Annotated in this window: 24 protein-coding genes, 1 tRNA gene and 1 riboswitch; of the genes, 14 read left to right on the top strand and 11 right to left on the bottom strand. The window is 42.1% G+C overall.

Translation table 11 applies throughout. From position 1 onward, the window contains the following. Window positions 1–170: 170 nt before the first annotated feature. Window positions 171–246 (bottom strand) — tRNA-Lys (locus BLQ87_RS29800). 353 nt (window positions 247–599) lie between these two features. Continuing rightward, window positions 600–1,385: a hypothetical protein gene (locus BLQ87_RS29805; protein ID WP_074612559.1), complete on the bottom strand. Its 786-nt coding sequence runs from the start codon at window positions 1,383–1,385 to the stop codon at window positions 600–602. Window positions 1,386–1,509: 124 nt separating this feature from the next. Between BLQ87_RS29805 and BLQ87_RS29810 the strand changes: the two genes are divergently transcribed. Genes BLQ87_RS29810 through BLQ87_RS29820 form a run of 3 tightly spaced genes read left to right on the top strand, consistent with a single transcriptional unit; the run spans window position 1,510 to window position 3,235 of the window. Next, the gene (locus BLQ87_RS29810) at window positions 1,510–2,175 is read left to right on the top strand and encodes a response regulator (RefSeq protein ID WP_074612560.1); all 666 of its coding nucleotides are present in this window, start codon (window positions 1,510–1,512) and stop codon (window positions 2,173–2,175) included. 10 nt (window positions 2,176–2,185) lie between these two features. Then, window positions 2,186–2,998 (top strand): endonuclease/exonuclease/phosphatase family protein, encoded by an 813-nt coding sequence (locus tag BLQ87_RS29815; RefSeq protein ID WP_245723958.1) that lies wholly within the window; start codon window positions 2,186–2,188, stop codon window positions 2,996–2,998. A 15-nt stretch (window positions 2,999–3,013) separates the two neighbouring features. Next, entirely contained in the window at window positions 3,014–3,235 is a 222-nt protein-coding gene (locus BLQ87_RS29820) for a hypothetical protein (protein WP_216857882.1), read from the top strand. Here the strand turns inward: BLQ87_RS29820 and BLQ87_RS29825 are convergent. Continuing rightward, on the bottom strand, window positions 3,232–3,699 hold the full coding sequence (locus tag BLQ87_RS29825) for a hypothetical protein (protein WP_074612563.1): 468 nt from the start codon (window positions 3,697–3,699) through the stop codon (window positions 3,232–3,234). The genes BLQ87_RS29820 and BLQ87_RS29825 overlap by 4 nt on opposite strands. A gap of 352 nt (window positions 3,700–4,051) precedes the next feature. Between BLQ87_RS29825 and BLQ87_RS34105 the strand changes: the two genes are divergently transcribed. The 4 genes from BLQ87_RS34105 (at window position 4,052) to BLQ87_RS29845 (ending at window position 7,616) form a co-directional block, all read left to right on the top strand. Next, on the top strand, window positions 4,052–4,468 hold the full coding sequence (locus BLQ87_RS34105) for a glycosyl-4,4'-diaponeurosporenoate acyltransferase CrtO family protein (RefSeq protein WP_245723963.1): 417 nt from the start codon (window positions 4,052–4,054) through the stop codon (window positions 4,466–4,468). A 244-nt stretch (window positions 4,469–4,712) separates the two neighbouring features. Continuing rightward, the gene (locus BLQ87_RS29835) at window positions 4,713–5,507 is read left to right on the top strand and encodes a response regulator transcription factor (RefSeq protein WP_074612565.1); all 795 of its coding nucleotides are present in this window, start codon (window positions 4,713–4,715) and stop codon (window positions 5,505–5,507) included. Between the two features lie 18 nt (window positions 5,508–5,525). Then, window positions 5,526–6,134 carry a class I SAM-dependent methyltransferase gene (locus BLQ87_RS29840; protein WP_074612566.1) on the top strand — a complete coding sequence of 203 codons (609 nt, stop codon included), beginning with the start codon at window positions 5,526–5,528 and terminating at the stop codon, window positions 6,132–6,134. Between the two features lie 423 nt (window positions 6,135–6,557). After that, the gene (locus BLQ87_RS29845; RefSeq protein WP_074612567.1) at window positions 6,558–7,616 is read left to right on the top strand and encodes a serine hydrolase domain-containing protein; all 1,059 of its coding nucleotides are present in this window, start codon (window positions 6,558–6,560) and stop codon (window positions 7,614–7,616) included. Window positions 7,617–7,783: 167 nt separating this feature from the next. Here the strand turns inward: BLQ87_RS29845 and BLQ87_RS29850 are convergent, their stop codons facing one another. The 5 genes from BLQ87_RS29850 to BLQ87_RS29870 all read right to left on the bottom strand — a co-directional run bounded on the left by BLQ87_RS29850 (window position 7,784) and on the right by BLQ87_RS29870 (window position 12,773). Further along, on the bottom strand, window positions 7,784–8,962 hold the full coding sequence (locus tag BLQ87_RS29850) for a chromate transporter (protein WP_074612568.1): 1,179 nt from the start codon (window positions 8,960–8,962) through the stop codon (window positions 7,784–7,786). 11 nt (window positions 8,963–8,973) lie between these two features. Continuing rightward, on the bottom strand, window positions 8,974–9,501 hold the full coding sequence (locus tag BLQ87_RS29855; protein WP_074612569.1) for a hypothetical protein: 528 nt from the start codon (window positions 9,499–9,501) through the stop codon (window positions 8,974–8,976). 43 nt (window positions 9,502–9,544) lie between these two features. Further along, window positions 9,545–10,402 (bottom strand): chromate resistance protein ChrB domain-containing protein, encoded by an 858-nt coding sequence (locus BLQ87_RS29860; protein ID WP_074612570.1) that lies wholly within the window; start codon window positions 10,400–10,402, stop codon window positions 9,545–9,547. A gap of 156 nt (window positions 10,403–10,558) precedes the next feature. Then, on the bottom strand, window positions 10,559–11,668 hold the full coding sequence (locus BLQ87_RS29865) for a TFIIB-type zinc ribbon-containing protein (protein WP_074612571.1): 1,110 nt from the start codon (window positions 11,666–11,668) through the stop codon (window positions 10,559–10,561). A gap of 4 nt (window positions 11,669–11,672) precedes the next feature. Beyond that, entirely contained in the window at window positions 11,673–12,773 is a 1,101-nt protein-coding gene (locus tag BLQ87_RS29870; RefSeq protein WP_074612572.1) for an SPFH domain-containing protein, read from the bottom strand. Between the two features lie 190 nt (window positions 12,774–12,963). Then, window positions 12,964–13,169: riboswitch (cobalamin riboswitch) on the top strand. 349 nt (window positions 13,170–13,518) lie between these two features. On the opposite strand from BLQ87_RS29870, the gene BLQ87_RS29880 reads away from it, so the two are divergent. The 3 genes from BLQ87_RS29880 to BLQ87_RS29890 all read left to right on the top strand — a co-directional run bounded on the left by BLQ87_RS29880 (window position 13,519) and on the right by BLQ87_RS29890 (window position 17,660). After that, window positions 13,519–15,000, top strand: a complete 1,482-nt coding sequence (locus tag BLQ87_RS29880) for a PKD-like domain-containing protein (protein ID WP_074612574.1) — start codon at window positions 13,519–13,521, stop codon at window positions 14,998–15,000. 141 nt (window positions 15,001–15,141) lie between these two features. Further along, entirely contained in the window at window positions 15,142–16,068 is a 927-nt protein-coding gene (locus BLQ87_RS29885; protein ID WP_083362126.1) for a DUF4465 domain-containing protein, read from the top strand. Window positions 16,069–16,139: 71 nt separating this feature from the next. Continuing rightward, the gene (locus tag BLQ87_RS29890) at window positions 16,140–17,660 is read left to right on the top strand and encodes a hypothetical protein (protein ID WP_074612575.1); all 1,521 of its coding nucleotides are present in this window, start codon (window positions 16,140–16,142) and stop codon (window positions 17,658–17,660) included. A 52-nt stretch (window positions 17,661–17,712) separates the two neighbouring features. Here BLQ87_RS29890 and BLQ87_RS29895 read toward each other — a convergent pair whose 3' ends face one another. Next, window positions 17,713–18,396: a DUF6304 family protein gene (locus BLQ87_RS29895; protein ID WP_074612576.1), complete on the bottom strand. Its 684-nt coding sequence runs from the start codon at window positions 18,394–18,396 to the stop codon at window positions 17,713–17,715. A gap of 97 nt (window positions 18,397–18,493) precedes the next feature. Continuing rightward, the gene (locus BLQ87_RS29900; protein ID WP_074612577.1) at window positions 18,494–19,249 is read right to left on the bottom strand and encodes a DUF3667 domain-containing protein; all 756 of its coding nucleotides are present in this window, start codon (window positions 19,247–19,249) and stop codon (window positions 18,494–18,496) included. A 289-nt stretch (window positions 19,250–19,538) separates the two neighbouring features. Between BLQ87_RS29900 and BLQ87_RS29905 the strand changes: the two genes are divergently transcribed. The 4 genes from BLQ87_RS29905 to BLQ87_RS29920 all read left to right on the top strand — a co-directional run bounded on the left by BLQ87_RS29905 (window position 19,539) and on the right by BLQ87_RS29920 (window position 24,053). Further along, entirely contained in the window at window positions 19,539–20,843 is a 1,305-nt protein-coding gene (locus BLQ87_RS29905) for a spondin domain-containing protein (RefSeq protein WP_074612578.1), read from the top strand. Between the two features lie 107 nt (window positions 20,844–20,950). Next, window positions 20,951–21,646, top strand: coding sequence for a peroxiredoxin-like family protein (locus tag BLQ87_RS29910; protein ID WP_074612579.1), 696 nt, complete (start codon window positions 20,951–20,953; stop codon window positions 21,644–21,646). A gap of 71 nt (window positions 21,647–21,717) precedes the next feature. After that, entirely contained in the window at window positions 21,718–22,563 is an 846-nt protein-coding gene (locus tag BLQ87_RS29915; RefSeq protein ID WP_074612580.1) for an AraC family transcriptional regulator, read from the top strand. Between the two features lie 113 nt (window positions 22,564–22,676). Then, window positions 22,677–24,053 carry a hypothetical protein gene (locus BLQ87_RS29920; RefSeq protein WP_074612581.1) on the top strand — a complete coding sequence of 459 codons (1,377 nt, stop codon included), beginning with the start codon at window positions 22,677–22,679 and terminating at the stop codon, window positions 24,051–24,053. 1 nt (window position 24,054) lies between these two features. Here BLQ87_RS29920 and arr read toward each other — a convergent pair whose 3' ends face one another. Continuing rightward, a complete protein-coding gene (gene arr / locus BLQ87_RS34310; protein WP_074612690.1) occupies window positions 24,055–24,480 on the bottom strand; it encodes an NAD(+)--rifampin ADP-ribosyltransferase in 426 nt (141 codons plus the stop codon). Window positions 24,481–24,486: the final 6 nt, after the last annotated feature.

The following is a 24,486-nucleotide window of genomic DNA, read 5'->3' on the forward strand; positions in this document are numbered from 1 at the left end:
TCAAAAACATTGAATTCTTCCTTTTCAGACTTACTCAACTATATGCTTAAAATCGGAAAAACATATTACTGCTCCACAACATTTGGCATTGATCCTTTTGATACCCCTGAAAAAACAAAAACCCTGCTAACATTGTGTTTGCAGGGTTTTATACGTTTTGATGATGAATCTGGTGATCCCGCTGGGATTCGAACCCAGGACCACTACATTAAAAGTGTAATGCTCTACCAGCTGAGCTACGGAATCATTTATTGTTCCCTTGTTTCGGGAGTGCAAAAGTATAATTTTTACTCAAATATTCTACCTCCTGATTGCTGTATATTGAAAATTAAATCAATTTCCTTTCTAATCTGTTGATATATAGGGTTAAAAATTTTCATTTTTTTTACTAAAAATGCAGTATGCGGTCTCTATACCTGGATTTTGATCACATAACATGCCTTTTTTTATAAATTCTTTCAGAATTGAATCTTATACTTCATGAAATATGTCTATAATCGTGGTAGTAAACACTGATTTTAAACCCATTAGAGAAAATAGTTGAGGAACAAAGATGACTTTTATTAGAATTGGCTTACTAACGCAGCCCATCATTGTGATCACTTTGGCTGATCTTGTAAACTATCGGGTAATTTGGTTCCGAAGTGTTTCCTTAATATGGTCAGGGATAATCTTTTCAGCTCCCGCTCCGGATGTAAGGGGTGATTGCCATCGGTAGTGAAACAATCCGGAATTTCTCCGATCTGTACACACCAGACCCTTCCAACGGAATAAGCCGTCATCGTGTCCGGTCTTGTTATTCTTTTAAAATGATTAAGCTTAAATGTGTCCAGTGCGATACTCTGGGCATCGAACGGCTTCTGATCACAATCTATAGCTTTATAGCGGTCTCCCGACCAGTACATGCACTGCTCTTTCTGCGGTATCTTCATTAACAAGAACACGATAATTCCGGTTAAAAGAAGTACAGCTGCACTTTCTCTCAGATGTTTTTTGATCCATTCTTTCCAGGCCGGTATTGGTTCAACTATAGTGGAACCACTTCTAAAAGGCCTGGGCTGGTAATTGATCAGCCAGGCTAAGAGCTCTATATTACGCGTATTGGGTTTCCTGCTCGTGTCATGCAGATATTGAGCCAGAGGTTTAAATAATGATACTTTGACGTTATAAATGATTGGATAGTAATCGTCATTTTCGCCCGGCTTTCCGAAAAAAGCCTCAAGCGTCTTAGCATCTCTCTCTTTATCGTACCTTGAAGTATAAACCAACAGGCATTCATCTCTAAGTTTTGCCGGGGTCGGATCGGACAGATTATTGGATAGTTCCCGGCTTGCAAGCTTTTCCCTATAACTTTTTACGACAAGATCTTTATAGTCCTTGAACATTTCTGATGCGTTGAAGGGTGCAATGTAGGAAAACAAGCAATGCGTACGCTACGGGAAACCGTATGGATTCATTTGTGAGATGGATTACTTTTGCCAACATTCCGGATACATTAATATCATAACCATGTTCAAAAAAGTACTCATAGTTGAAGACCAGGAAATGATCAGCATGTCACTGACCAGAACCGTGGAGCAGCTAGGCATAACTGAAATTGCCTATACCTATTACTGTGATGATGCGCTGATGTTCTTAAGGAAAGCCAAAGAGAGCGGTAATGCATTTGATCTGTTGATCACCGATCTTTCCTTTGAGCCGGATCACCGTGAGCAGCACCTGTCTGGAGGAGTTGAACTGATTCGCGCAGCTAAAGTATTTCAGCCTGCGCTAAAGGTTCTGGTGTTTTCTGTGGAGAACAGGATTGCCCCTGTAGAGCGGCTCTTTACGGAGCTGGGCATAAATGCGTACGTCTGTAAGGCCAGGCATGACGCCAAGAATCTAAAATTGGCTATTGAAGAAATTTCAAAGGGTAAACGTTATATGCCACCTGACCTCAGAGAAGTAATGAGGACGAAAAAAGCGCATCACTTTACACCGCTGGATATTGCCATTATCTCTCAGCTTTCCTCGGGAACCTTTCAGAAGGATATCCCTGCCTACCTGGAGGCCAACAAGATTACTCCTTCAAAGCTGAGCAGTATAGAAAAACGTTTGAGAATAATGAAGGATGAGCTCGGATTCTCCAAGAATGAACAGTTGGTGGCTCATTGCAAAGACAACGGACTTATCTAACCTAAAGACATTGAAACAACGACTACTAATCCTCTTTTTTCTTGTTGTCAATCTGAGTGCCATCGCTCAGGGCAGGCTGAGCATTGTTTCCTGGAATCTTAAAGACATGGGTAAGTCTAAAAGTGACGCGGTAATAGAAATAATCGCCAAAACCCTTTCAGCATATGATATCGTGGCCATCCAGGAGATCGTTGCCGGACCTGGAGGAGCACAGGCAGTTGCGAGATTGGCCGATGAACTGAATAGAAAGGGAACGAAATGGGAATATGAGGTTAGTGAGGTGACTTCCGGATATTCGGCGTATAAGGCGGAACGTTACGCTTTTTTGTGGAAAAGTGCCAGAGTCAGCAGAGTAGGTAAGGGTTGGCTGGAACGTCAGTATGGATCCGAGATTGAACGGGAGCCGTTTTACGGCAGGTTTCGGTTAGGTCGTCAAAATCTGACACTGGTCAACTATCATGCGATTACGAAATCTCAGCAACCTGAGCGTGAAGTCAAATATTTCAAGTTTCTACCTGCACTTTATCCTGACGATCAGCTGGTTTTCTGCGGGGATTTTAATCTGCCGCAGTCCCATAGCGTATTCAATCCTCTAAGATCAATGGGCTATATCCCGGTACTGATCAGACAGAAAACGACCTTACGCCAGCGTTGTTTGAATGAAGACTGCCTCGCTTCAGAATTTGATAACTTTTACTTTAGGCCAGCCGGGATCAGGCTAAAAGTTGCCGGAGTGATTCATTTTTACCGACTACTGCCAGATCTTGCACAGTCGCGCAAGGTCTCTGATCACATTCCAATTTTTGCCGTCTACGAGCTATAAATTATATCATTCATCATGAAAATACTTTTACACTTAGTGTTGTTAATGCACCTCAATATGGATCAAAGGCCGGATACCACGCGGGTGTATATCTGTACCAGCCCAACAGCAGTTGCCTATCACAAATCCAGGAACGGCTGCAAGGGGATACAAGCCTGCAGCCGAAAAGTTATCAAAGTCAGTAAATCAGATGCCATTCGCAAATACAAGTACCGTGCATGTAAAGTCTGTTATTAGCTATGTTGCCAGCAATATCCACCGCCTTTAACCACGCGCTGGCAGCTTCCTCCTTCTTTCGTCCTGGCACCACATACCTTGCTGCTTTCTTTACTGCCGGAATTGCTTTTTGGAGCCCCAAAACTTTTCGTATTGGTTCCATCGCTTAAAGTATTTGATTTATAGTCGTAACGAAATGTTGTGGCTCTATTTACAACTATTGAATAAACTTCCTGAGCAGTTAAATAAAATCGAAATATTGTGCTGCCTTTTGGAGTAATCGTAATCTTCGCATTACTAGGTCGCTTTAGATCTTTTTTTAGTGATGGGCTAACTACCTGACTAGATTGATCGCCATCATTGTCGTAGGTGACGGAGCAGGTGTTACATGATACTTCGAAGGCAGCATTTTCATACTCAATTTTGTCTTTTTTGCAAGCGGAAGCGCCAATTGCGATGGCTGCCAGGAATAGAATTTTTTTCATTTAAAATGTAGTGTTTTTAGTTAATTTGATATTGGCGCAAATATATTTTGCTCTAATCAGATATCCTTATGGGTTCCCGTAATGCCATGATGTTCATGAAGTATCAAAAAAACGTCATCCGAAAAATCAACAAACACTTGCTCAACTTAGTTAAATGCACTTTTTTAGTTTTTAGTAACCGGGTCTATTCTATATATTTGAGTCTTGTACGATAGCTTAGAAGCCTAAATAGATGAAGAAAATATTAACGTTAATTTTAATTGCAATAATTACAATTGGTTCAATTTATGCCCTGGTTATTTATATTAAAATGGATGGTTTTCCGTTCGCCTGGATTCTGAACTTCCTATTGATGCTATTTGTAGTTTTTTTTACTGATGCCTTAAAAAGTCCGCTTGCTTCTTCTTACTTCAATGAAAAGGGCTGGGAGCAGAAAGGGAAGGTATACGAACATCTTGGAATAAACTTTTTCAGAAAATTATTGGTTTGGGTTGGTTGGGAAAAAGTCATTAGAAAGTCCAGCCCAATAGAAAAAAACACCGAAGCTTTGATGAATTTATATTATCGGACAAAAAAATCCGAACTGGATCATGTAATTATACTGCTTATCGTCCTGGGCTTTAATGTTTTTGTGGCATTCAAATTTGGATTGATCAAATCATTGTCCTTACTTATATTAAATATCTTATTAAACCTTTATCCGATTTTCCTTCAACGGTACAATCGGCCGCGAATCCAAAGAGCGCTAAATTTAAGTAGACGGAGATAGCCTTGTAAAAACGCCAATCACGAATTGCCCGGTCTGCAATAAGCTGGAAAAGAACAGGTCTAAGTTGCTACGTCTGTCTTGGGTAACTACATTTTTTATTCCAATAAACAATAGCAAGAGCAGACAGGTTTTTTGTATCATTAAGCTGGTTTTTTAGGAATTCCCATAATGTGAAAGTTGCGGATTTCCGATCTGAAATCTTACCTTGTCCCTTCCAAATTTACAGAATGACAATGCAACCCAAATGGCTATAAATAACCATCAGAACAACCCACAGATACGTGAATTGCTGGATATAAAACTGTTCTCTCAACCTTTTTCCGATTTTTCCCAGCCTGTTCTGCAGCTCGACGATTGCAAATCGATCGCCAGGCTTTATGCAAAGCTGGAAAACACCATCAGTGTACTGAGTGACATGGAGGCCAGAAAAAGCTTTATCTATCCTGGTGGACTTGCCCAACAGCTGGGTTTTGAACCTGGCCAGACAGAAATTAATTCCATCTGGGAAGATGATTTGCTTAGCCGGGTGCATCCCGAAGACCTTCAAAAGAAGTACCGGCTTGAATTTAACTTTTTTAAGCTGATCAAGTCAGTTGAACCCAATGAACGTCTTAACTACAACCTGATTACGAAGTTGAGAATAAGGAACAGCGAAAATAAATACCAGTTGATCCGACATCGTTTGCTGTATCTGAGCAGTACCGAACAAGGAAACGTCTGGCTGGCCCTTTGTCTGTACAACATGGTGTATGATCATCCTGGATTTGAGGTTCCGGAAGGTGTGATCATCAACACCAGCACAGGGGAAATTATAGATAGTGAGGAAGGAAGGTTCGAAGATATACTATCCGCGCGGGAAGGTCAGATCCTTCAGCTGATCAACCTCGGACAGAGAAGTAAGGAGATAGCCGGTAAACTGTCCTTAAGTATCCATACCGTGAACAGGCACAGGCAGAATATTTTTCAGAAGCTTAATGTAAGCAACGCAATGGAAGCCTGCCGGGTTGCGAAGGCTACAGGCTTATTGCATCACCCATAATTTTAAAACACAAACTTTATGAAAGAAGCGTTACGCCAGCAGTTTGGTAATATCGACATCTATTTATTTGATCAGTTATTAAAGGGGACATACGACGACTGTCAGTTGGTCCTGGATGCAGGATGCGGGCAGGGGAGGAATGTTGCCTACTTTCTACAGTCGGGATACCAGGTTTACGGTGTTGACTCATCAGCAAACCATATTGCCAGTATCAAACAGCTGGCTGCACCGTTTTCTGATCATTCGCCACAGGACAATTTCAGGATTGGTGCTGTGGAAAATCTGCCATTCAAGGATGAAACGTTTGATCTGGTGATCAGTAGCGCGGTACTCCACTTTGCGAATGACGCCCTGCATTTCGAGGAAATGTTGAGCTCGATGTGGCGGGTGGTCCGTCCGGGAGGGTATCTGTTCTGCCGCCTGGCTTCGGATATTGGTATCGAGCATCTCGTCAGATCAATCGGAAACGGGAGGTATCTTCTGCCAGACGGATCTGAGCGTTTTCTGGTCAGTCAGGAAATGCTGCTCAGCTTTACCAAAGCGCTGGGCGCGACCCAACATGAGCCAATCAAGACCACCAATGTCCAGAATCTGCGGGCAATGACCACCTGGTGTCTGCAGAAATAGCACCTGCAATATATAATCTATGGAGTCATCGTTTCGGTCTTATATCATCAAAAAAATTATGGGTTTGATGCTTGTGAAAGGATAAGTAAGCTCAATTTTTTTCTTACAATTTCCGACAGCTGTAACTGTAAAAGAATACAGTGAAGAGTTGTTGAAACTAAAGAAGTCTATCGTAGAAGAGCGTTTTTATGATTTAGTGAATACCAATCGCATAGCGCATTTAAAAAACATACAGGCAGTATACCAACTTATTGTCGTAAAAACCTGTAAAACAGATTTTTGTAACTACTCGTACTTGTTCTTTTAAATACTCGTACTCATTTTTTCAAACAAATGAGTACGAATGTTTTTATTCGGTCGCACAGCGTTTTCATCTTCCACATATTTGTATCGAAATAATTATTAACATAAAAATTCGATACAATGAAAACCTCATTTAAATTTTTCGCAGCATTATTATTACTAAGCAACTTTTCTTTTGGACAAGACATCTCCAAAAAGATTGATTCAATAATAGCGGATCATCATCAAAAAAATCCTGACGTAGGTATTAGTGTTGGTTTTATCAAAAATAATGAAGAACACTATGCGACATATGGTAAGTTGAATGCAGAAAATCAAACTGTTATCGATAAAAACTCCTTATTCGAAATTGCATCGATTACTAAAATTCTGACAGCAAATTTAATCGCCCAGGCGGTTCTTGATCATAAAATAAAAATAGATGATTACATCGACAACTTCCTTCCGAAAGCGTATGTGTTACATGAAAACCTTAAAAACAAGGTAAAGATTTCAGATCTCGCATCTCATCAATCTGGTTTACCTGATCTGGATTTAGCAAAGTTGATCGCACTGGATCCGCAACAGCCTATGAGTAGTGTAAATCAAGAAACACTGACTGCGATCATCAACAATTGTACTGAGTTAAAAGATTATGGAAAATATCGTTATTCTACGATTGGATTTGCTTTGCTTGGACAGATAGTGGAAGAAGTGTATGGCAAGAGTTACGATGAAATTATCAGCGGCAAAATCATAACGCCATTACGTATGAAAAATACGCTGACAAAAGATTTTAATGTAAAAAACAGGACAACTGGCCACAGTCCAAATGGCAATGTTCAGGAATTCATGAAATGGAATGTTACAGCTCCCGCCGGATTGGTGAAATCTAATGCTGCTGACATGGTTAAGTATCTAAAAGCGGTTTTAAACAAGGACGTTGCAATAGGTAAAGCTGCGTTAATTACGGAAAAAATCTACTATAAATATGAAAATAGAGAATTGGGGTTAGGGATAAATATAATGACAGATGATCAGAAGACAAATTATATCAAATCTGGAGATACTCTGGGACAATCTTCGATGATAGCTTACAATAGAGCAAAAAATTGGGGTGTGATCATACTACTGGACCGTCAGAACTCCAAATTGAGAAATAGCATCCTGAAAGGAATCTCTGACGCTTTCTCGAAATAAATAAGTCAATAACTAATTATTCAAATAGCAGTTGTTCGGAAATTTCGAACAACTGCTTTAGCAATTCAGCTTTTCGTTTTTTATGGGACATATTTGTCAAGAAAATGGTTGTTTCCCTTTCCATATAGGGTTCAAGCGAGCTTTGCTGGTAAGGTAGCCCAAATGAATTAAAGTGTCTTAAGTATGATTCCAACTATAGCCGATGCTAGTATGAGATGCGGTTCTTTTATTTTTTTTAGATAGATCAAAGCGAGCATACTAAATATGCCGATTAAGGCAGTAGGAATATCTACAATTGCCCGCAGAGCGATAATAATTACAGCACCTACAAGCGCACCAATCACCACGGCTGTAATCCCATCTACAAATGCTTTGATACTGGCATTCTTTGCAATCTTTTTGAAGGAAGGTGCCAGTGCTACTGTGAAAATATAACAAGGTAAAAAAGTAGCTAATGCAGCTACACAGGCTCCGGGAAAGCCAGCCACGAGATAGCCGATAAATCCAACTGTAATGACTACAGGCCCGGGGGTGATCATCGCTACAGCTACGGAATCTAAAAACTCATGTTCCGTAAGCCAGCCAAATTCCTGAACCACGCCGCCATGTAAAAAGGGAACGATAGCCAGGCCGCTGCCAAATACGAATGCACCCGCCTTTAGAAAGAACCAGCCGATTTCCTGAAGGGTCTTTCCATCATACTGCCAAAATCCAATGCCAAATAATAGGATAGATGGGGCAGAGGCAGGTCGTTTGATCCATTTTGGTGGCGACTTAACAACCATGTAGATCAGGCCACAACCTGCAAAAAGCAAAATATCTTCTTTTTCAGTGATCACAGTGACCACAATTCCAACCAGATAAAAAATCCATAACAGCCACTTGGATCTGATGGCTGCAAAGTCAAGGCTACTCACTGATTTAATGGTCAGCTTATAAGCACTGATGGCAATGATCCCGATTACAGCAGCACTTACCCCATAAAACACGGCCTGCATCCCCGGTAATCCACTATATAACTTGTAGGCAATGCCTAAGAGGACTACCATAATAAAGGATGGCAGGACAAAGGCGAGCCCTGCTAAAGTAGCACCGATTAGCCTGTAATGTACGAAGCCAATGTAAATGCCCAGTTGTGCCGCCAATGGCCCCGGTGCCAGTTGTGCGAGGGCGAGGCCTTCTTTATATTCTTCTTCAGTAATCCATTTCCTGTGCTCCACCAAATCACGATGCATGTAACCTACAAGGGCTACAGGTCCGCCGAACCCCCAGGTGCCTAATTTTAAAAAATAGGTACTAAGTTCAGTTCTTGAATAATCGGGCTTTATGATCCGTTCTTTTTCCATGTCTAACCTGTTTAAAATGAAATCCCAAACTGGAAACCAATGCCAAAAGAGAAGGGAAGATCATTCCCAAAACGGGCGGGTAAGGGAACAGCGATGAAGTAGCTGCTGCCTTTGTTTTTCTTCACTACCTTATTAAAAACGGGAGTGAGGCCATACCTGCCTGATGTTTCAAATGCCGCGCGACCAGCAAAAGTAAAGCCGTTACCCATTGCAACAAGTACACCAGGATGGAACAATACATTGTTTACGCTGCTACCGCTATTTGTAGCTTTCACAAAGGGAACGATTTCGGTACTGAAACCGATTTTTGCACTCTTCCAGATGTTAATGCCTATAGGCATTCCAACAACATAGCTGTCTTTAAAATTGGTGTGGCTTCCTCCTGAGCTAAAGGTAACAATGGGGTGGACAATGCCAACATATCCAGTTACTTTAGGATATATTGGGGTAGCTGATTGCTGTGAATAACCAGTAATTGAAATCAGGAGGCTACCAACAAGGAGTATGGCAAAATAGGGTTTATCAGTTTGAGTTTGCATAGTACAATGCTACGCTGTATCTCAAGCTGAAAATAGAATAGATTTAACTCTTAGAACGTATTTTACCTTTTGTAGTGCTTTTTTTGTATTCGGATGGTGTTTTACCTGTTTCCAGTTTAAAAATCCGGGTAAAATGGCTTTGGTCAGAAAACCCTGTCAAATAGGAAATCTCAGATAGCGCGTAGTTATTGGTTTCGATAAATGCGATGGCCTTATCTATCCTGAGTTTACGGATATACTCCCCAAAGGATAGATTGTCAAAATATTTAGAGAACGCTCTGGAAACATAGGCCGGATTTACATTCAATTCCTGAGAAATCCCTGTTAAACTCAGGGCAAGGTTGGTATCAATCTGATCTTGTATGATGGTTTTTAGCTCAGTTGCCCAGGCAGGGATTTTGCCAGTCTTTCCTTTTTTAAGGAACTTCTGATAAACATCAACCAGTAATTGTTCAACAGGACTTTCGGTATGCTTTACATCTTGAAGATGTTTTGCCCATGTATATAGTGCATCATAGATGATTTTCCCAGCCTCCAACAATTCCTGGTCGTCTTTAATATTATGAGCCATGCCTGCAGCTATTGCCCATAAACCTGAACATTGGCTGGATAAGTGATGCTGGTCGGTATCAGCGCCTCTCACTATCGGAGCCATTATCTGAAGCGCAGGATCAGTTAATTTGTACTTCTTAATCAAAGCGTCAAAAGTGCATTGATCTTTTTGATGCGTGAGTTCAACTCCGGGAACATCAAAAGGAATGGCATCCAATTCGGAGGCGATATCAATTACCTGGTCAAATGGAACATAAAAGAAAACAGCATTTTTATCAATGAATCTTTTGATCAGCCAAGGGCAGGCGATGCGGTCTATTTTTGGTCTCTCACGTGTAATCCAATTCATTTTTAGCTCAACTATACCTCAAACTTAGCATTATTTTTCTATCTCTATGCCGTACAATTTACCAGATAAACTTGGTGTGATTTTCCTTTTTTCCATCCAGGCCTGCTTGCTAAACATTAAATGTACGAATGACTATTTTACCAATTTAACAGATCATTACAAAAGCAACATTCCAACCGCAATGACGGCCAAGACCATTAATATAAAAAGAACGATCCTCATCGCGCTTATGGGCCGCTGCCCGATTACCTCACCGGTACTGGCATTAACCGTGAACTGATAGATTTTGTTGTTGTAAGAATAAGCACTGGCCCAGACTGGCAGCATGATATATTTTATGGCCTTATTGGGGTAATCCGTTTCGATATCGCCAACTTGCTGGTCATCTCCGCCAATATCATTTCGTATTGCAGATCTGATTTGGTCCTTGGTCTGTTCAATGGCCATCAACAAACCTTCTTGAGGGTCAATCTGATAGGTTTCGGAGCGGAAGCCGCTCATGTAGCGTTCGTCAAACTTAACCAACCGATGGAAATTCCAGGGAGCAAGTTTGTTTAACGTTTTAGAGGGAAGAGACTTACTTGCAGGTACAATAAGATCAGAAAAGCTACAAGTAATCCTACCGGATACCGATGACCATCGGGTATGCTGAACTTCCCTTGTCCTGCTTTCTGTTTTGCCTTCAACCGTAACAGTATAGTTTTCAGTGGTGTAATAATAGTCGCCACGCTGTCCATTATAATCGGTAATGGTGTCCGTATCGTAGATCCAATGTGGCAAGTAAATTCCCTGAAGGCCGGAAGAACTGCTGTCTACATTTTTTGCCAAATCCGTTGGTGCCCACCAAAGCCCCTTGAGCCATTTTTGAAAGTAATCAATACCTTGCTGCCTGTTAATTTCGAATGGTAAAATGTAATGTGGCGGCAGATATTGCTGCCCATCCTGCGGACTCAAGATCAATGGTGCAGCGCAAAACGAGCATTTATCTGATGTGGTAAAAGAGCTTAATGTAGTCTGTGAACCGCAATTGCTGCAGTTGACCACTTTCAAATCATCACTCTTTTTGTTCTCCCTAAGATGGTTTATAAAATGGTCATAATCAATAGATTTGATTGATGTATCTGTTTCATCAGTTCCTATAGTATTGCTGTCGCCGCAATGATCACATTTGAGGTTCCTTGTACCAGGTGTAAAGTACAGCAATGCACCACAGCCATTACATTTCAGAGAAGGAGTGAGGGTGCCGGGACTAATCGTATTGTTCATGAAATTAAGCTAGTGGTGGTGGTTCGTGGTCAAACAGTTCAGTCACCGATCCTGCCGGAGCCCATGTCTCCATTCCTTTTTTCCAAACCTGGGTTTCTCTGTTAATCACATTAGAAGCAATCAGCGTTTTAATCGTATCAAGGCTGTGAGGGCCATCAGGTTTTCCGTCCTTTGCGAAATGATATTCCACCGTATTTAGCGATGGTGGTGTATCCGCACCTCTTGCATTGGGATCAAACTGGTTTTGCTGAAAGATATTACCCACTTGTCCCATCATAGCTGCACCAACACCGATTCCCATACCTGCTGCGCCAAGGTTGCCACCAATGGTGTTTTCCGCTGATTTTTCGATCGCATTCGCTGCCTGAAACTGAGCATAAGCACCCAGATTCCCTATGATCCCCATTTGACTGCGTTTGTCGAGTGCCTGCTCTACTTCAGGTGGTAAGGATACATTTTCAACAAGCAATTTGCTGAGGCTAAGCCCGAGTTCGGCAAAATCAGGTTGTATGTTTTGGGTAATCAACAGACCCATTTCATTGTAATTGGCAGCAAGATCAAGTACCGGTATTTTAGACTCCGCTACTGCGTCCATTGCCCGGGAAACTACAGTATTACGCAGCTGGTCATTAATCTCTTCTATACTAAAATTAGGATTCGTCGCGGAAATTTGGGTGAGAAATGCTTTGGCATCCAGCACTTTAAAGCTGAATGTACCAAAAGCACGCAAACGAACAGGGCCGAATTCGGCGTCACGCAGCATCACAGGGTTTTTAGTACCCCATTTTTGATTTACAAAAAGACGCATGCTGACAAAATAAACATCTGCCTGAAAGGGGCTGTTGAAGCCATATTTCCAACTCTTCAGGGTAGTCAGAATCGGAATGTTCTGAGTACTGAGTTCGTACATACCAGGACTGAAGACATCCGCAATCTGGCCTTCGTTCATGAAAATGGCAACCTGCGACTCACGCACAGTGAGTTTAGCGCCCATTTTTATGGCGTTGTCATTACGCGGGAATTTCCAAACTAAAGTATCCTGACTGTTGTCTACCCACTCAATAACATCTATAAACTCGTCTAATAATCTGCTAAATAGTCCCATAGGGTGATAATTGTAAGTTTTTTTTGATAAAATTAGTTTTATTCTTCAATCTATCAAGTATTAACTTAGAGGAACAGAAAGATTAATTGTTACAAAACACAGGGCTTTCTTACATTTAAAAAACCATTAGTTCTTTTGATAATACCTGTGCTTATTACTATAACCTCTTCTTCATATCAATAACTTTGTGTACTATTGCGCCGTAATTGGTTTTTAGCATAAAATTTCACAATGCTAGAATTAATAGGGAATCAGGTGAAAATCCTGAACAGACCCGCTACTGTAAGTTCTATAACAACAATTGACATCTAGTTGCCACTGTTTTTAGTGAATAAAAATGGGAAGGCCGTCAAATTGGGAATAAGTCAGGAGACCTGCCAATACATATAATTTTTTAAAGCCTTCGAGGATGAGGTTTTGAATCCAAACCGGACCGGAGTTATTTTACTTCGCAGGCCCCCCGTGGTCATCTCCGAGTTGTTTTCGCATGTCATCCGCTAAGCTATTTGAATCAATATTGATGTATATCTCAAACGCATTGCAAACGTTATTGACAACGTTTTTAACATTTATTGGCAATAATCTATATGGACAGCAGACCTTCTGCGATGCTATATTCCCGGATATGGGAGCTGCTCCTGTACCTAAAGAACTCATTCCTGAGCAAAACCTCGCAACCTACTTGCCTTGTTCCCCAAATAACAGATAAAGATTTTATTAAAATTCAGACAACCCAAACCCAAACATGAAAAACTTGAAAGATATTATTTTTCTAAAACTATTGGTCATCGTTATTCTCTTTGCCTCTGCCTGCAAAAAGGAATTACAGGTTAAGCCAAGCATTTCCGGGGTCGACACAGACGCAACAATCCTAAACATCGGCGATAAATTGACCTTAGCACCCAATATCACGAACACCAAAGGAAACAACTATATCTGGTTGGTGAATGGCAAGGAAACCGCCTCTGGTCAACTCAATTACACCTTTCAGGCCACTGCGCCAGGAATTTTTGAGGTAACATTCAAAGCAACCAATAAAGGCGGTACCGACCAGCAATCTTTCAAATTAATTGTAGAAAAGCCGATTGTGATCTCACTAACTGATCAGCTGGATGTCTCCATGTGTAACGTATTGGAGATTACACCGGCCATTACCGGTCCGGACCGTAAGGATTACGATTATGAATGGTCTATCGGAGAATCGGTTATCGGCAGGAAATTAAACCTGAGCTTTATTTCCCCTGAGGCGGGGACGTTTGAGCTTACACTTCGTGCCACAGCTGGAAAACAGACGGTAACGTCTACACGTAAGATAACCGTAAAGGCCGAACAGTATGTGAAAAACGCCTATACTGTACTCGAGTATGCTCCTGCACCGGGTAAAAACCACAACTGGTCTATTATCGGATCTGCGGACAATTGGAAATATGGAGACGAATATCCACTTGCTTACAATGATTTTCTGACTAAAGCAACCAGTATAAGAAAAGTAAATGCCAACGCTGCACTTTTTTTGGGTAGCTGGGGTGGATCTGCCACTTTTAAATTTGACCATACCGTTGCCAATGTTTCCGGTAAAACCGATCTGGAGTTGACCGCTTTTTACTCGAACCGTGACCTACCAGCAGTTTATGTGGCTTACGACCGTAATAAAAACGGTACTCCGGACGAAGACGAATGGTGTGAGCTGAAAAACGATGATTACGGACAGGAAGATATCCCGGAATACGAAATGATCTTTACCTATAATAAAACGGAAACGGACGCTAAAAGGATATACAGCTATTTTAATTGGAAAGATAACCAACCGAGCCTTGGAAAGGGGGAGATCGTGACCAACAAAACCTTTACCAGCTCCATGACCACTACTGGAGCGTTCTCTAGCAGGGGGTTCTTTCCAGGACTGGCCGTGACCGACATCGCGACAAAACAAACGGCCATGCTAGATGGTTGGAAAACTTCTTTCTCCCGCAAGGGAAAGCGCATTAGCAGGAACCTTACCGGTGCTGCTCCCTTTCTTCAGAAATTGAATATTGACATCGATCTGGCGGTGAACAAAAAAGGAGAGACCATTCAATTGCCAGGAATCGATTTTGTAAAAGTGCAGAAGATAGTCTATCCTTTTCAACAGGATCTGAGTACAGGTAACGTGATGACCGATTACAATATGGAAGAGGGGCGCATGTTACAGGTAGGATCTATATTGGATAAACACCTCAAAAATTAAAAAAAAGCCGGGCAAAACCGATTCATAACCTAAAAAACAAACACAATCCAATGAAACCATCATGATCTTACAAATCGCATAACGAAATGAATACTAAGATCATGATCGCTTCATAACCTTAAAAAAACAAATCACAATCTGATGAAAAAATCCCTTATTAACAAAACATTACTAATAGCAACCATTTCCCTTGGTGTACTGGCTTCATGTACGAAACAGAATGACCTGATACCAGAGATCCCTTCGCAGAAAAAAAGCCTGGCAGGACCACAAAAGAGCCTGTTGTCAAGCTATACCATCACTTTTGAAGGTATCGGAAGTAGCTACATGGCTAACAATACATCCTATGGAGATAATGCCTATTCTTCCTGGGCTGGTACCCAAATCGCACCCTACGTACATTCGCCAAGCAATTTGAAGTTTGCGATCAAAGGTGCCGGCGGAGGATCCCCGGTTGATTATTGGAACGGAGGTTTTGTGGTTTCCGACTGGAACAACAAATCAAATGCTCCAGGAAAAACAGGTGATTGGTGGTATTCTTACCTTAATCAGTGTAGTGTTTATTCCGGTACGGATGGTGCCAAAAATGGTGGCTATGCTGGCAGCAGCAATTTTGCGGTCATGTTTGGTTACGTAGATTCTTACAATTCTTCTTACGCTACACGTCCTAAGCTTGATTTTACATCCGGCAGCGGAGTGGTAGAGGGAATGTACGTATGTCTTTCCTCTTATACCTATGGAGTAATCCAGAATGGCAATACATTCGGTTCCGGAGTGGCAACACCACTAAAAGACATCGCCGGAGGAACGGGATATTTGAAATTACTGGCGTATGGATTTGATAGCAACGGAGCCACAAATAATGGTGACCCTGTTGAAATTGACCTTGCAAGATACAATAACCACTTGCCTGTTGCAGGCCCTTTAACCTCCTGGACTTACTTTGACCTTTCAGACCTGGGTAACGTTACACGTATTGAGTTCAATATTGAAGGTAACGATTCAGGCAGTTACGGACTAAATTCACCAGCCTATGTGTGCATAGACAACGTCAAGGTGACCTTGTAATCCTATAAATACGCCCGGCTTTTTAATAATACTGCTATCAGCTCACGATAGCGCAAATCATAATTGACAAAATGAATACATCTTACAAATTTCTAATATACCTGACTGCTGTTACCATATTATTAGTCGGTGGCTGCAAAAAAGAAAGGGAAATAGCAGCACCTGCACCTGGCATCTCCGGACTTGATGCGGAATATTACGTCGTGGTCAAAGAGGCCATGCTGCTTAAACCTGCGATCGAAAACAAGGTAGATTCTTTGGTATGGCATCTTAACGGTAAAAGGGTAGCCAATGCTATGGAGTACAATTTCCGGGCGCCTGCTGAACCTGGCACTTACAGCCTGGTCGTTATTGCCTACAATTCCGGTAACGTTTTCCAAAAAGTAGTAAAGATCACTACCGGCCGGTACCTAAACTTCCAGACCACAACCAATACAATCCTCGCGCTGGAAGCATCACAGAAGTTTGCAGGTCAGAATGATCTGAAATGGGAGGTATTGTCTCCTTCGTCTGAGCGCTACAGTCTTGCCGCCACAAATACGACCTCGGCGATGTTTGCAACCGTGGATAGGGGAGTTTATAAGCTAAAAATATCTTCGGGTAGTCTGGCCGATACCTTGCTCGTCACCGTGCGGCAACCAGAACGCCTTGCTTCAGCCTATATCGCTAAAGTATTCGATTACCTGCCGGCGCCCGGTCAGTTTGTAAACGAACTGCCAAAATACATCTCTGGTGATACTCATGAAACAATGGTTGGCAAAGCAGGAAAAGAGCTTGTGGGAGAAAATGCCAATACGATCAGCCTGGGAGGCTGGGGCGGATATGTAGTCTTGGGTTTTGACCATACCATCGTAAATGTAGCGGGAAGACGCGATTTTAGAATTCATGGAAATGCCTTCGGTGCTGCTGCGAACCCTCGTCCGAATGCACCTTTTGGCGGAAGTTCCGAGCCAGGAATTGTGATGGTCGCTTATGATAAAAACAAGAACGGCAAGCCCGATGAAGATGAATGGTATGAAATAAAGGGCAGTGGCAACTTATCTGCTGAAAAAGAGCTATGGTATGCGATCGCTGTCGGCAAGAATAACGATGTGCGTACCTTTCGCAGTTATGAAATGACCTATGACCGGCCGGCAACGGAAAGCCCCGTTGGTACGCCTCAAAACAATATCAGTATCGCCAACTATATCCGCTGGACAGATAACCAGGGGCAACAGGGTTATAAAGTGAAGAATACTTTTCATGCACAGAGTTATTACCCTGCCTGGGTGAAAGACGATAAGATCACTTATAAAGGTGTTCGCCTGGCGAGGAATGGTATTGAAGAAAGCGGACAAGGGAGTTACTATGTGCAATATGGGTTTAGCTACGGATATGTAGACAACTATCCTAATGTACATGACAATTCCGGTATTGATATCGAATGGGCTATTGATAAAAATGGAAACAAAGTAACGCTTCCGGGCATTGACTTCGTAAAGGTTTACACCGGAGTAGATCAGGAAAATGGATGGTTGGGAGAAGCATCAACCGAAATCGGGAGGGGAGAAGATTTACACTTGTTAGGAACAAAAATTGAAACCATAAAATAATCAAAGAGTAAGTATAAAAGCCTGCAGTTGTTTGCAGGCTTTTATATTAAAATCAGCCACGATAACCTGTTCCTTGTTTTCTGATTTCGTACTTGTCGCAACAAAATGTTTCCTGGACAATGTCGTAATCGTTTTCGCATTTTTCAAAATAATCGAACTTATAACTGTCTTTTGGAATTTCAACGCTCAGGTATTTCTCTTTTTGCCTTACAAAGCAATACAATCCGCCAAATCCTTTTTGTCCATATGGGCTATAGTCGCTGTATAAGCAACCATAGCAATTTTTCAATTTATACTGATCTCCAAACTGCTCTAGTATCTGATCAAAAGCATAACTGATATCATAGTCACTAAATCCCTCAAAAATTTGGCCGTCAATGATTACATTTAGCCTTAGCTTAAGGTCAAATCCTCTGGGTAATTTTGGCTTCCCCAGATCATATTCAAGGATCAGGTTAGTCGTAAAAGTTCTATTCTCTACATTGTCAATGATAACTTGCGGAATAAAAATAGTCATTTTGTAATTGCAGATTGCTGCAGCACTAAATGTAAATCTTTCCAGTTGTTGGTCTGAATAATCTTTTTTGTTTAAAATTTCAAAGTCACCAAATTCCAGCCCCTCGAATTTCACTCCGTCTATTTCAAAATATAGGTTCTCAAAATCATTTAAAATATCAATGTCATTCGTCCCAAAGTCGTCCGTGAAAGTTCCGCGATATTTTTGTTGTTTTATCATATATATCCATATGGTGAAATTGCAATAAGTCAATTTCGTGTTCTATCGAAATATTGTTTTCAGCATAAAGAGGAATAGAAGGCCCTGACTCTTTACATTAAAAAGTTTTGTGTTGTAATGCCTGAACCAGTCCCCAGGCAAATCCAACAACTACCTGGAATAGGGAATAGGAGAGGATTACTAAAATACTCCTGAAAAGCAATGCTTTTTTACTATAACCATAGACCGAATAAAATTGAAAGTAACACCAGATTCCGTAGGCATAGATCAGAGGCATGATTAGCGAAAAATAAACAAAAGTGAGTGTTTTAATGTTGCTGCAGAATATGGCGAAGACCGTAAAAAGAAGCGCGATAATCAATTCTGACGCAGCCTTATAGGAATTTAAAACCAAATTTTCAGAATAATTTAGCTTTGCCTTTCTAAACCAGATAAAACTAAACAATGAATTAATTGGTATCGTAACGACCACCAATACTTTTGGGTATTTGATGGCAAATTCCTCAAAAGAATTCATTGCAGCTTTGCTGTTATGAGGCATCAAATCAGACAATTTGAAATGTATGTAAGGGGTTAATAAACTGGATGCCGTTAAGATCAGAAGTATCAGCGTAACGAAGCTGAAATAGTTAATCCTTTTGCCCTGGATAAATTCACGGATACTGTTCCCGGGTCTTGTGAAAAGTTCCTTTATGGTAAACAGCATTCCTTTATCCACATGCCATACTCCATGGACAAAATCATGCTCAACAAAATGTTTAATTGAATATCGGTGTGTGCTCGACTTTTGTCCGCAATTTTGACAATAGTGATCGATGATCTGATACTTACAATTTAAGCAATTATGTTCCATTTATAGCGCCGGATTAGTTAAAATATTTGGATTAGATGTGGCTGCCACGAAAATAGCCATTCAGAAGTTGTTTCTTGCAAAATTAGACGTAAAAATATGTTCAAAATCTACACTTTAGTTTAGGCTTTGAGAATAAGCAGATTACGGTTTTCTTAAATAACAATGTCCCTGGGCTACCGATATAAAAAGACCTATCGGGAAGTATAGACAGTACATCAGGAAGTACAGGTATCTCTAACCGCATTCCAGCCATCTACCTTTGTCGTATCAAAATACAAAAACATCGACTATGATACACAGAAAATTAGTTTGGCTTTCCCTTGCAGCTTTACCATTAATCCTCTCCGCCTGCAAAAAGGATAAAAATGAAGGGACACCTACCGGTATGCCCTCAACGATTACCATTGAAAACGTGCTTGATTCCAGGCCACTCGTAGAATCTGGAACATTTAAAAATACAGGAGCTTCGCCCGTGATCATGCCAGGTGAAGCAATATCCTTCGAGTTCTCCGCGGCAAAAGGGCAAGCCCTTTCCTTTGCCACCATGTATGGCTGGTCTAATGACCTGTTTTTCGCGCCCCAAAATCTGGGTATTGCCTTGTACAAAGCGGATGGTACACCTATTTCAGGAGATGTCTCTGAACAAATCAGGCTTTGGGATAATGGCACACGCATCAATCAGGTTCCGGGAGCGGCAGTAAGCCATCCAGGGACGGCAGAAACCAGCCCGGGGAACATTACCCAGGTTATGGGAGCAGACCTGCAAGGCAACCGCTATGCGACAGCCTCCTCCCTGATGAAAGCAACCCTGCAATACAAAGGCAACTCTACCTTCTCATTGACCATCGAGAATACGTCTGGCCTGACAAGCAATCCAACACCGTTTAGCCCCGGCGTATGGGCCATTTCTTACATCGCCGGAGGGAATCTTTTAAATCCAAATCCTTTATTTGAATCTGGCAAACCATCTGCAAATGGACTGACCAGTATCGCAGAAATGGGTAACAATATGCCGCTGGCTGAATATATCAAGGGCCAGACCGGTATCTTTACACCACTATCTCCAATCCTGGTTGTAGTTTATAATGGCATCGATAATCCCATCTATAAAACAGGAGAGAACGATCGTGGTAAGGGGCTAAAAGAACTTGCCCAAAAAGGCGATGCAACCGGCATGGCTGGCTATCTGAAAACCCTTAGCGGTGTAAAAGCGGTATATGTATTGCCTGCTGCAAATTCAACAATTTTACTTCCTAAAATAGGCACTCAGGCAGGAAGCAGTGTATCACAGCAATTGAGCGTTGCTCAGGGGGATCGCCTGGCTATTGCAACGATGTATGGTTTCTCCAACGACTGGTTTTTCGCTTCTAAGGAAAACGGTGTAGATGCAACACAAAAAGGGGATATTTCCAGTTCTATCGCCTTGTACGATAATGGCACTGCCCTGAACCAATTCCCGGGAGCAGGGATCACGCAATTCAATCTTGCAGGAACACCGTTGGAAGAAAGTAAACCAATCCAGGCAGTACCGAATCCTAATACATTCACCACCTTGCCGGATCTCAATAAAATGATCAAAGTAACACTGCAGTAATTCAGCTCAGCAACCATCATATAAGAGGAGCAGAGGTTGTTCCTCTTATCTGCAAAAATTGAAAACGAAAAGACCATCTGCATACCAGCTAATTAATCAACAGATCAATGAAAATCAATAAAATAATAATGGGAATTGCAATATTACTGATGCCAGGAATTGCAAGCGCCCAGGGAATGAAAACGAATGGCAATAAAATGAAAACAGGCACAGCGGCGATGTCGTTGGAAAAAAACATGGAAGAACAGGAGTATCGTATTCCTGAAAATCCCGAGGACATTAGCCCTTTGCTAATTGGCGAATCAATCCCAATGGTCAGCTTAAAAGATGTGAATGGAAAAGGCTTCGATCTCAACCGGGCGATAGCCAGCAAACCAACCATCCTTATTTTTTACAGGGGTGGATGGTGCCCTTATTGTACCAGACAGCTCTCTGGTCTCCAGGAACTGCTTCCTGAGCTGGAAACGATGGGTTATCAATTGATCGCCGTTAGTACGGACAGTCCTGATGAATTGTCTAAATCCCTGGATAAAGCACATTTAGGCTATACTTTATTATCTGATGCTGACCTGAATGTTTCTAAAAAATTCGGTCTTGCTTTCAAGGCACCAAAAGGATATTCGGAAATGCTGGTCAAAACTACCGGGGGCCTGGATCAGGATCTGCTGCTGCCTGTTCCCTCCGTATTCATCCTGGACAAAATGGGGAAGATTCAGTATGAATACATCAACACGGATTTTAAACAAAGGCTCAATCCTGAGTTATTGAAAGTGGTCGCACAGACCATTTACAAAGTGCTCTAGCTTTTATGCCTTATTAAAAAGTTGATATCTTAGCGAACACGTAGGTTCTGGATGAAATAACCAAAAGTAAAATGATCAGCGAATATAAAGAAAAGGGAACACTGGGGCGTTTTGTCATGCACAACAACAACGAACTGTTGTCTGGCAGGGGCTTGCGGGATCTTGATCCTGAACCCATCAATACTTTCGTTTACAACAATGGAGTTAAGCAGCAGGTAAAAATTGACGAGGTGACCTATACCATGCCGGGACGTAGCATCCTGCCATTGGTTGCCAACCAGCACTTTCAGTTTGAACGTCCGGAAGCGTTGGTGGCCTGGCAATTTAACCGGGAATTTTACTGTATCCTTAACCACGATAAGGAGGTCGGATGTGTTGGGTTTCTCTTCTATGGAATCCACCATCCGATGTTTATCGAACTGGAACCCTCGGAAATGGCAGAAATAGAGCACTTGTCTAATGTGTTTTCCCGCGAGCTTCAGGTCAGGGACAACTTTCAGGGGGAAATGCTCAGGACATTGCTCAAAAGGGTGATCATCAAAACCACCCGGATTGCCAAGCAGCAAAGCGAAAGCTACAAGTTATTCCCGGACGAAAAAATGGACCTGATCCGGCAGTTTTCGCTGATCCTTGAAGGGAATTTCAAACAGCAGCATGAAGTTCGGTTTTACGCCGGAGCATTGAACAAATCGCCTAAAACACTCAGCAACTCCTTTGCGCTGTTAAAACAACCGGCACCCTCTGTTCTTATCCGAAAAAGGATCATTCTCGAAGCCAAACGGTACTTGCATTATACCGATAAATCGGTAAAAGAAATCGCCTATGAGCTGGGATTTGAAACGCCCGCTCATTTCAGCCATTTTTTCAAACAGTATTCCGGAAAAAATGCTTCCGAGTTCAGGGTTAAGGAGCGGTAGAGATTTAACTTCCTGAACTTAATCCGGGGCTGTCGAACTGTATCCTTTCTATATTTAGTGGAAATATTTTCTTAATTTGCTTTGATAATTAAAACTCTTAAAATTCAATTTTCATGCAAAAACCTCTCGACAACCACATTGGCGGTGTCACTTTCATTGTGGAAGGAATCACTGCTGCAGCTCCGGCTCACTATGAAACGGACCTGATCAACAGCTTCAACACCGCTTCAGACGCAACCATCTCCAATGCTGTAAACCAATTGCGCGGTGGCCCCGTAACACTTCCGCTACAGACTGCGCCTGATAAACCAATTTCTGATGCCGAGATGCGTTTATTAGACATAAAAATAGATTGTGCGATGCGGGAACTGGAGGCTGAATTTCCGCTCATGGCCGGCGAAGTATTAGCCGGTCTACCCGGTAAAGGTTTGCTTTCTGGAGAATGGGAACATCTTGCCGTCGGCACTCCGGTGGTCACGCGTACAACCAATTTCCGCACCATACATCTTGCTTCGCCCCGGCTGAAATTCGAAAACAATGCACTGGTAGATCAGAGAAAAACACAGGTACTTATAGCTGCTGCTAACCCATGTTGGGGTTGGGACCTCCCGATACAGGACGATGGCGCTACCCGGTTTATATTCGACATGATCGACAGGTTACTGTCTGCGTCCCAGATCGGTACGGTCTTTACGCCATTCCTCAGCCTGTTTGCCAGCCAGGCAATGGCAGGCATTTCCTGGAATGACGTGTTAAAAACCGCCAGGTGTGCGGCAGAGCAAATATCGAAAGAAAATGATGTAGCACTACTGAAAGGTTCGTTGTCAGCTTTGAACAATATGCTGAACACGACCTATTTACCGTATAAGAATAAGATCAAAGGCACTACAGGCGAGACACGTATCAGATATATGCAGGATACTTATGCATGGGGTTCAAGCATTGTAACCGGCATGACCGGTACGCTTGGCGCATTGAGTGCCAATAACCTGGGTGCTGCAGCACTGATTGCTTATGTATCAGGTGCAAGTGCGATCATTGGCCTTTATCAGGATCTTTCTACAGTAGATGTTGCGGTAAAAGATCCGAAAGACAGCCCGGCGATTACGGCTATGCGGAATTTTGCAGGACAAGCTGCCAGGTATGTGGAAAGCGAAGTGGCAGCTTTGATCAGAGATAGATCTGATTCCATACATGTGGTAGAAGAAAGGCAGGTGATTAACCGGTGCAGCGGCGGCCTGGCACCTACTTGTGTGCCGATAGGCGAGCGCGTTTCGGGCTATCATTGGCAAGATTCCATTAAGGGCAACGCTTCAAAAACATGGAAAGTAAACAATGATGGGGAGATAGACGGACAGCGCAGTATCTGCAGCGCAGATATGGACAAATATAAAAATCCGATCATCGACAAACTGCGAAATCAGTTAGCTCCGCTGCTTAAGGCTTCCAGAGCCTTTACCGGTGCGACAATACCACCTGCGATACCATAGCCTAATTAATAATTTCTCCATGATTACCGGCCAGCTTTTCACGCCATTTTTGGAGTTCTTCAGGTGCGATTCTCTCCCAATCGGTCACTTCGCCAACGATCTTCAATGGTGATTCTGACCGATAGGAGCGTGTCGGATTGCCCGGAAATTTCTTGTCTGTAACATTCGGATCATTTTCAAAACTCCCTGTCGGTTCAACGATATAAACACGCTCCGGCCCATCGCTTTTTGCCAATGCAGCAGCAAGCCCGGCACCATTAACGAGAGCGGTAAAATAAATGTGATTCATTTTGAGTTCAGCTTTGTAGTTAGAGTTGCCACCCGCTATCAAAGAATCTCCGACCTGCAAATCTGCTTTTGTCCCATGATAAAAAGGACCGTTATCAGATGGGTTGTCATTAAACGAAGTTGCCAGGTCATCATTCATTTTTGC

It is taken from the genome of Pedobacter steynii (assembly GCF_900103665.1).
Classification (GTDB): Bacteria; Bacteroidota; Bacteroidia; order Sphingobacteriales; family Sphingobacteriaceae; genus Pedobacter; species Pedobacter steynii.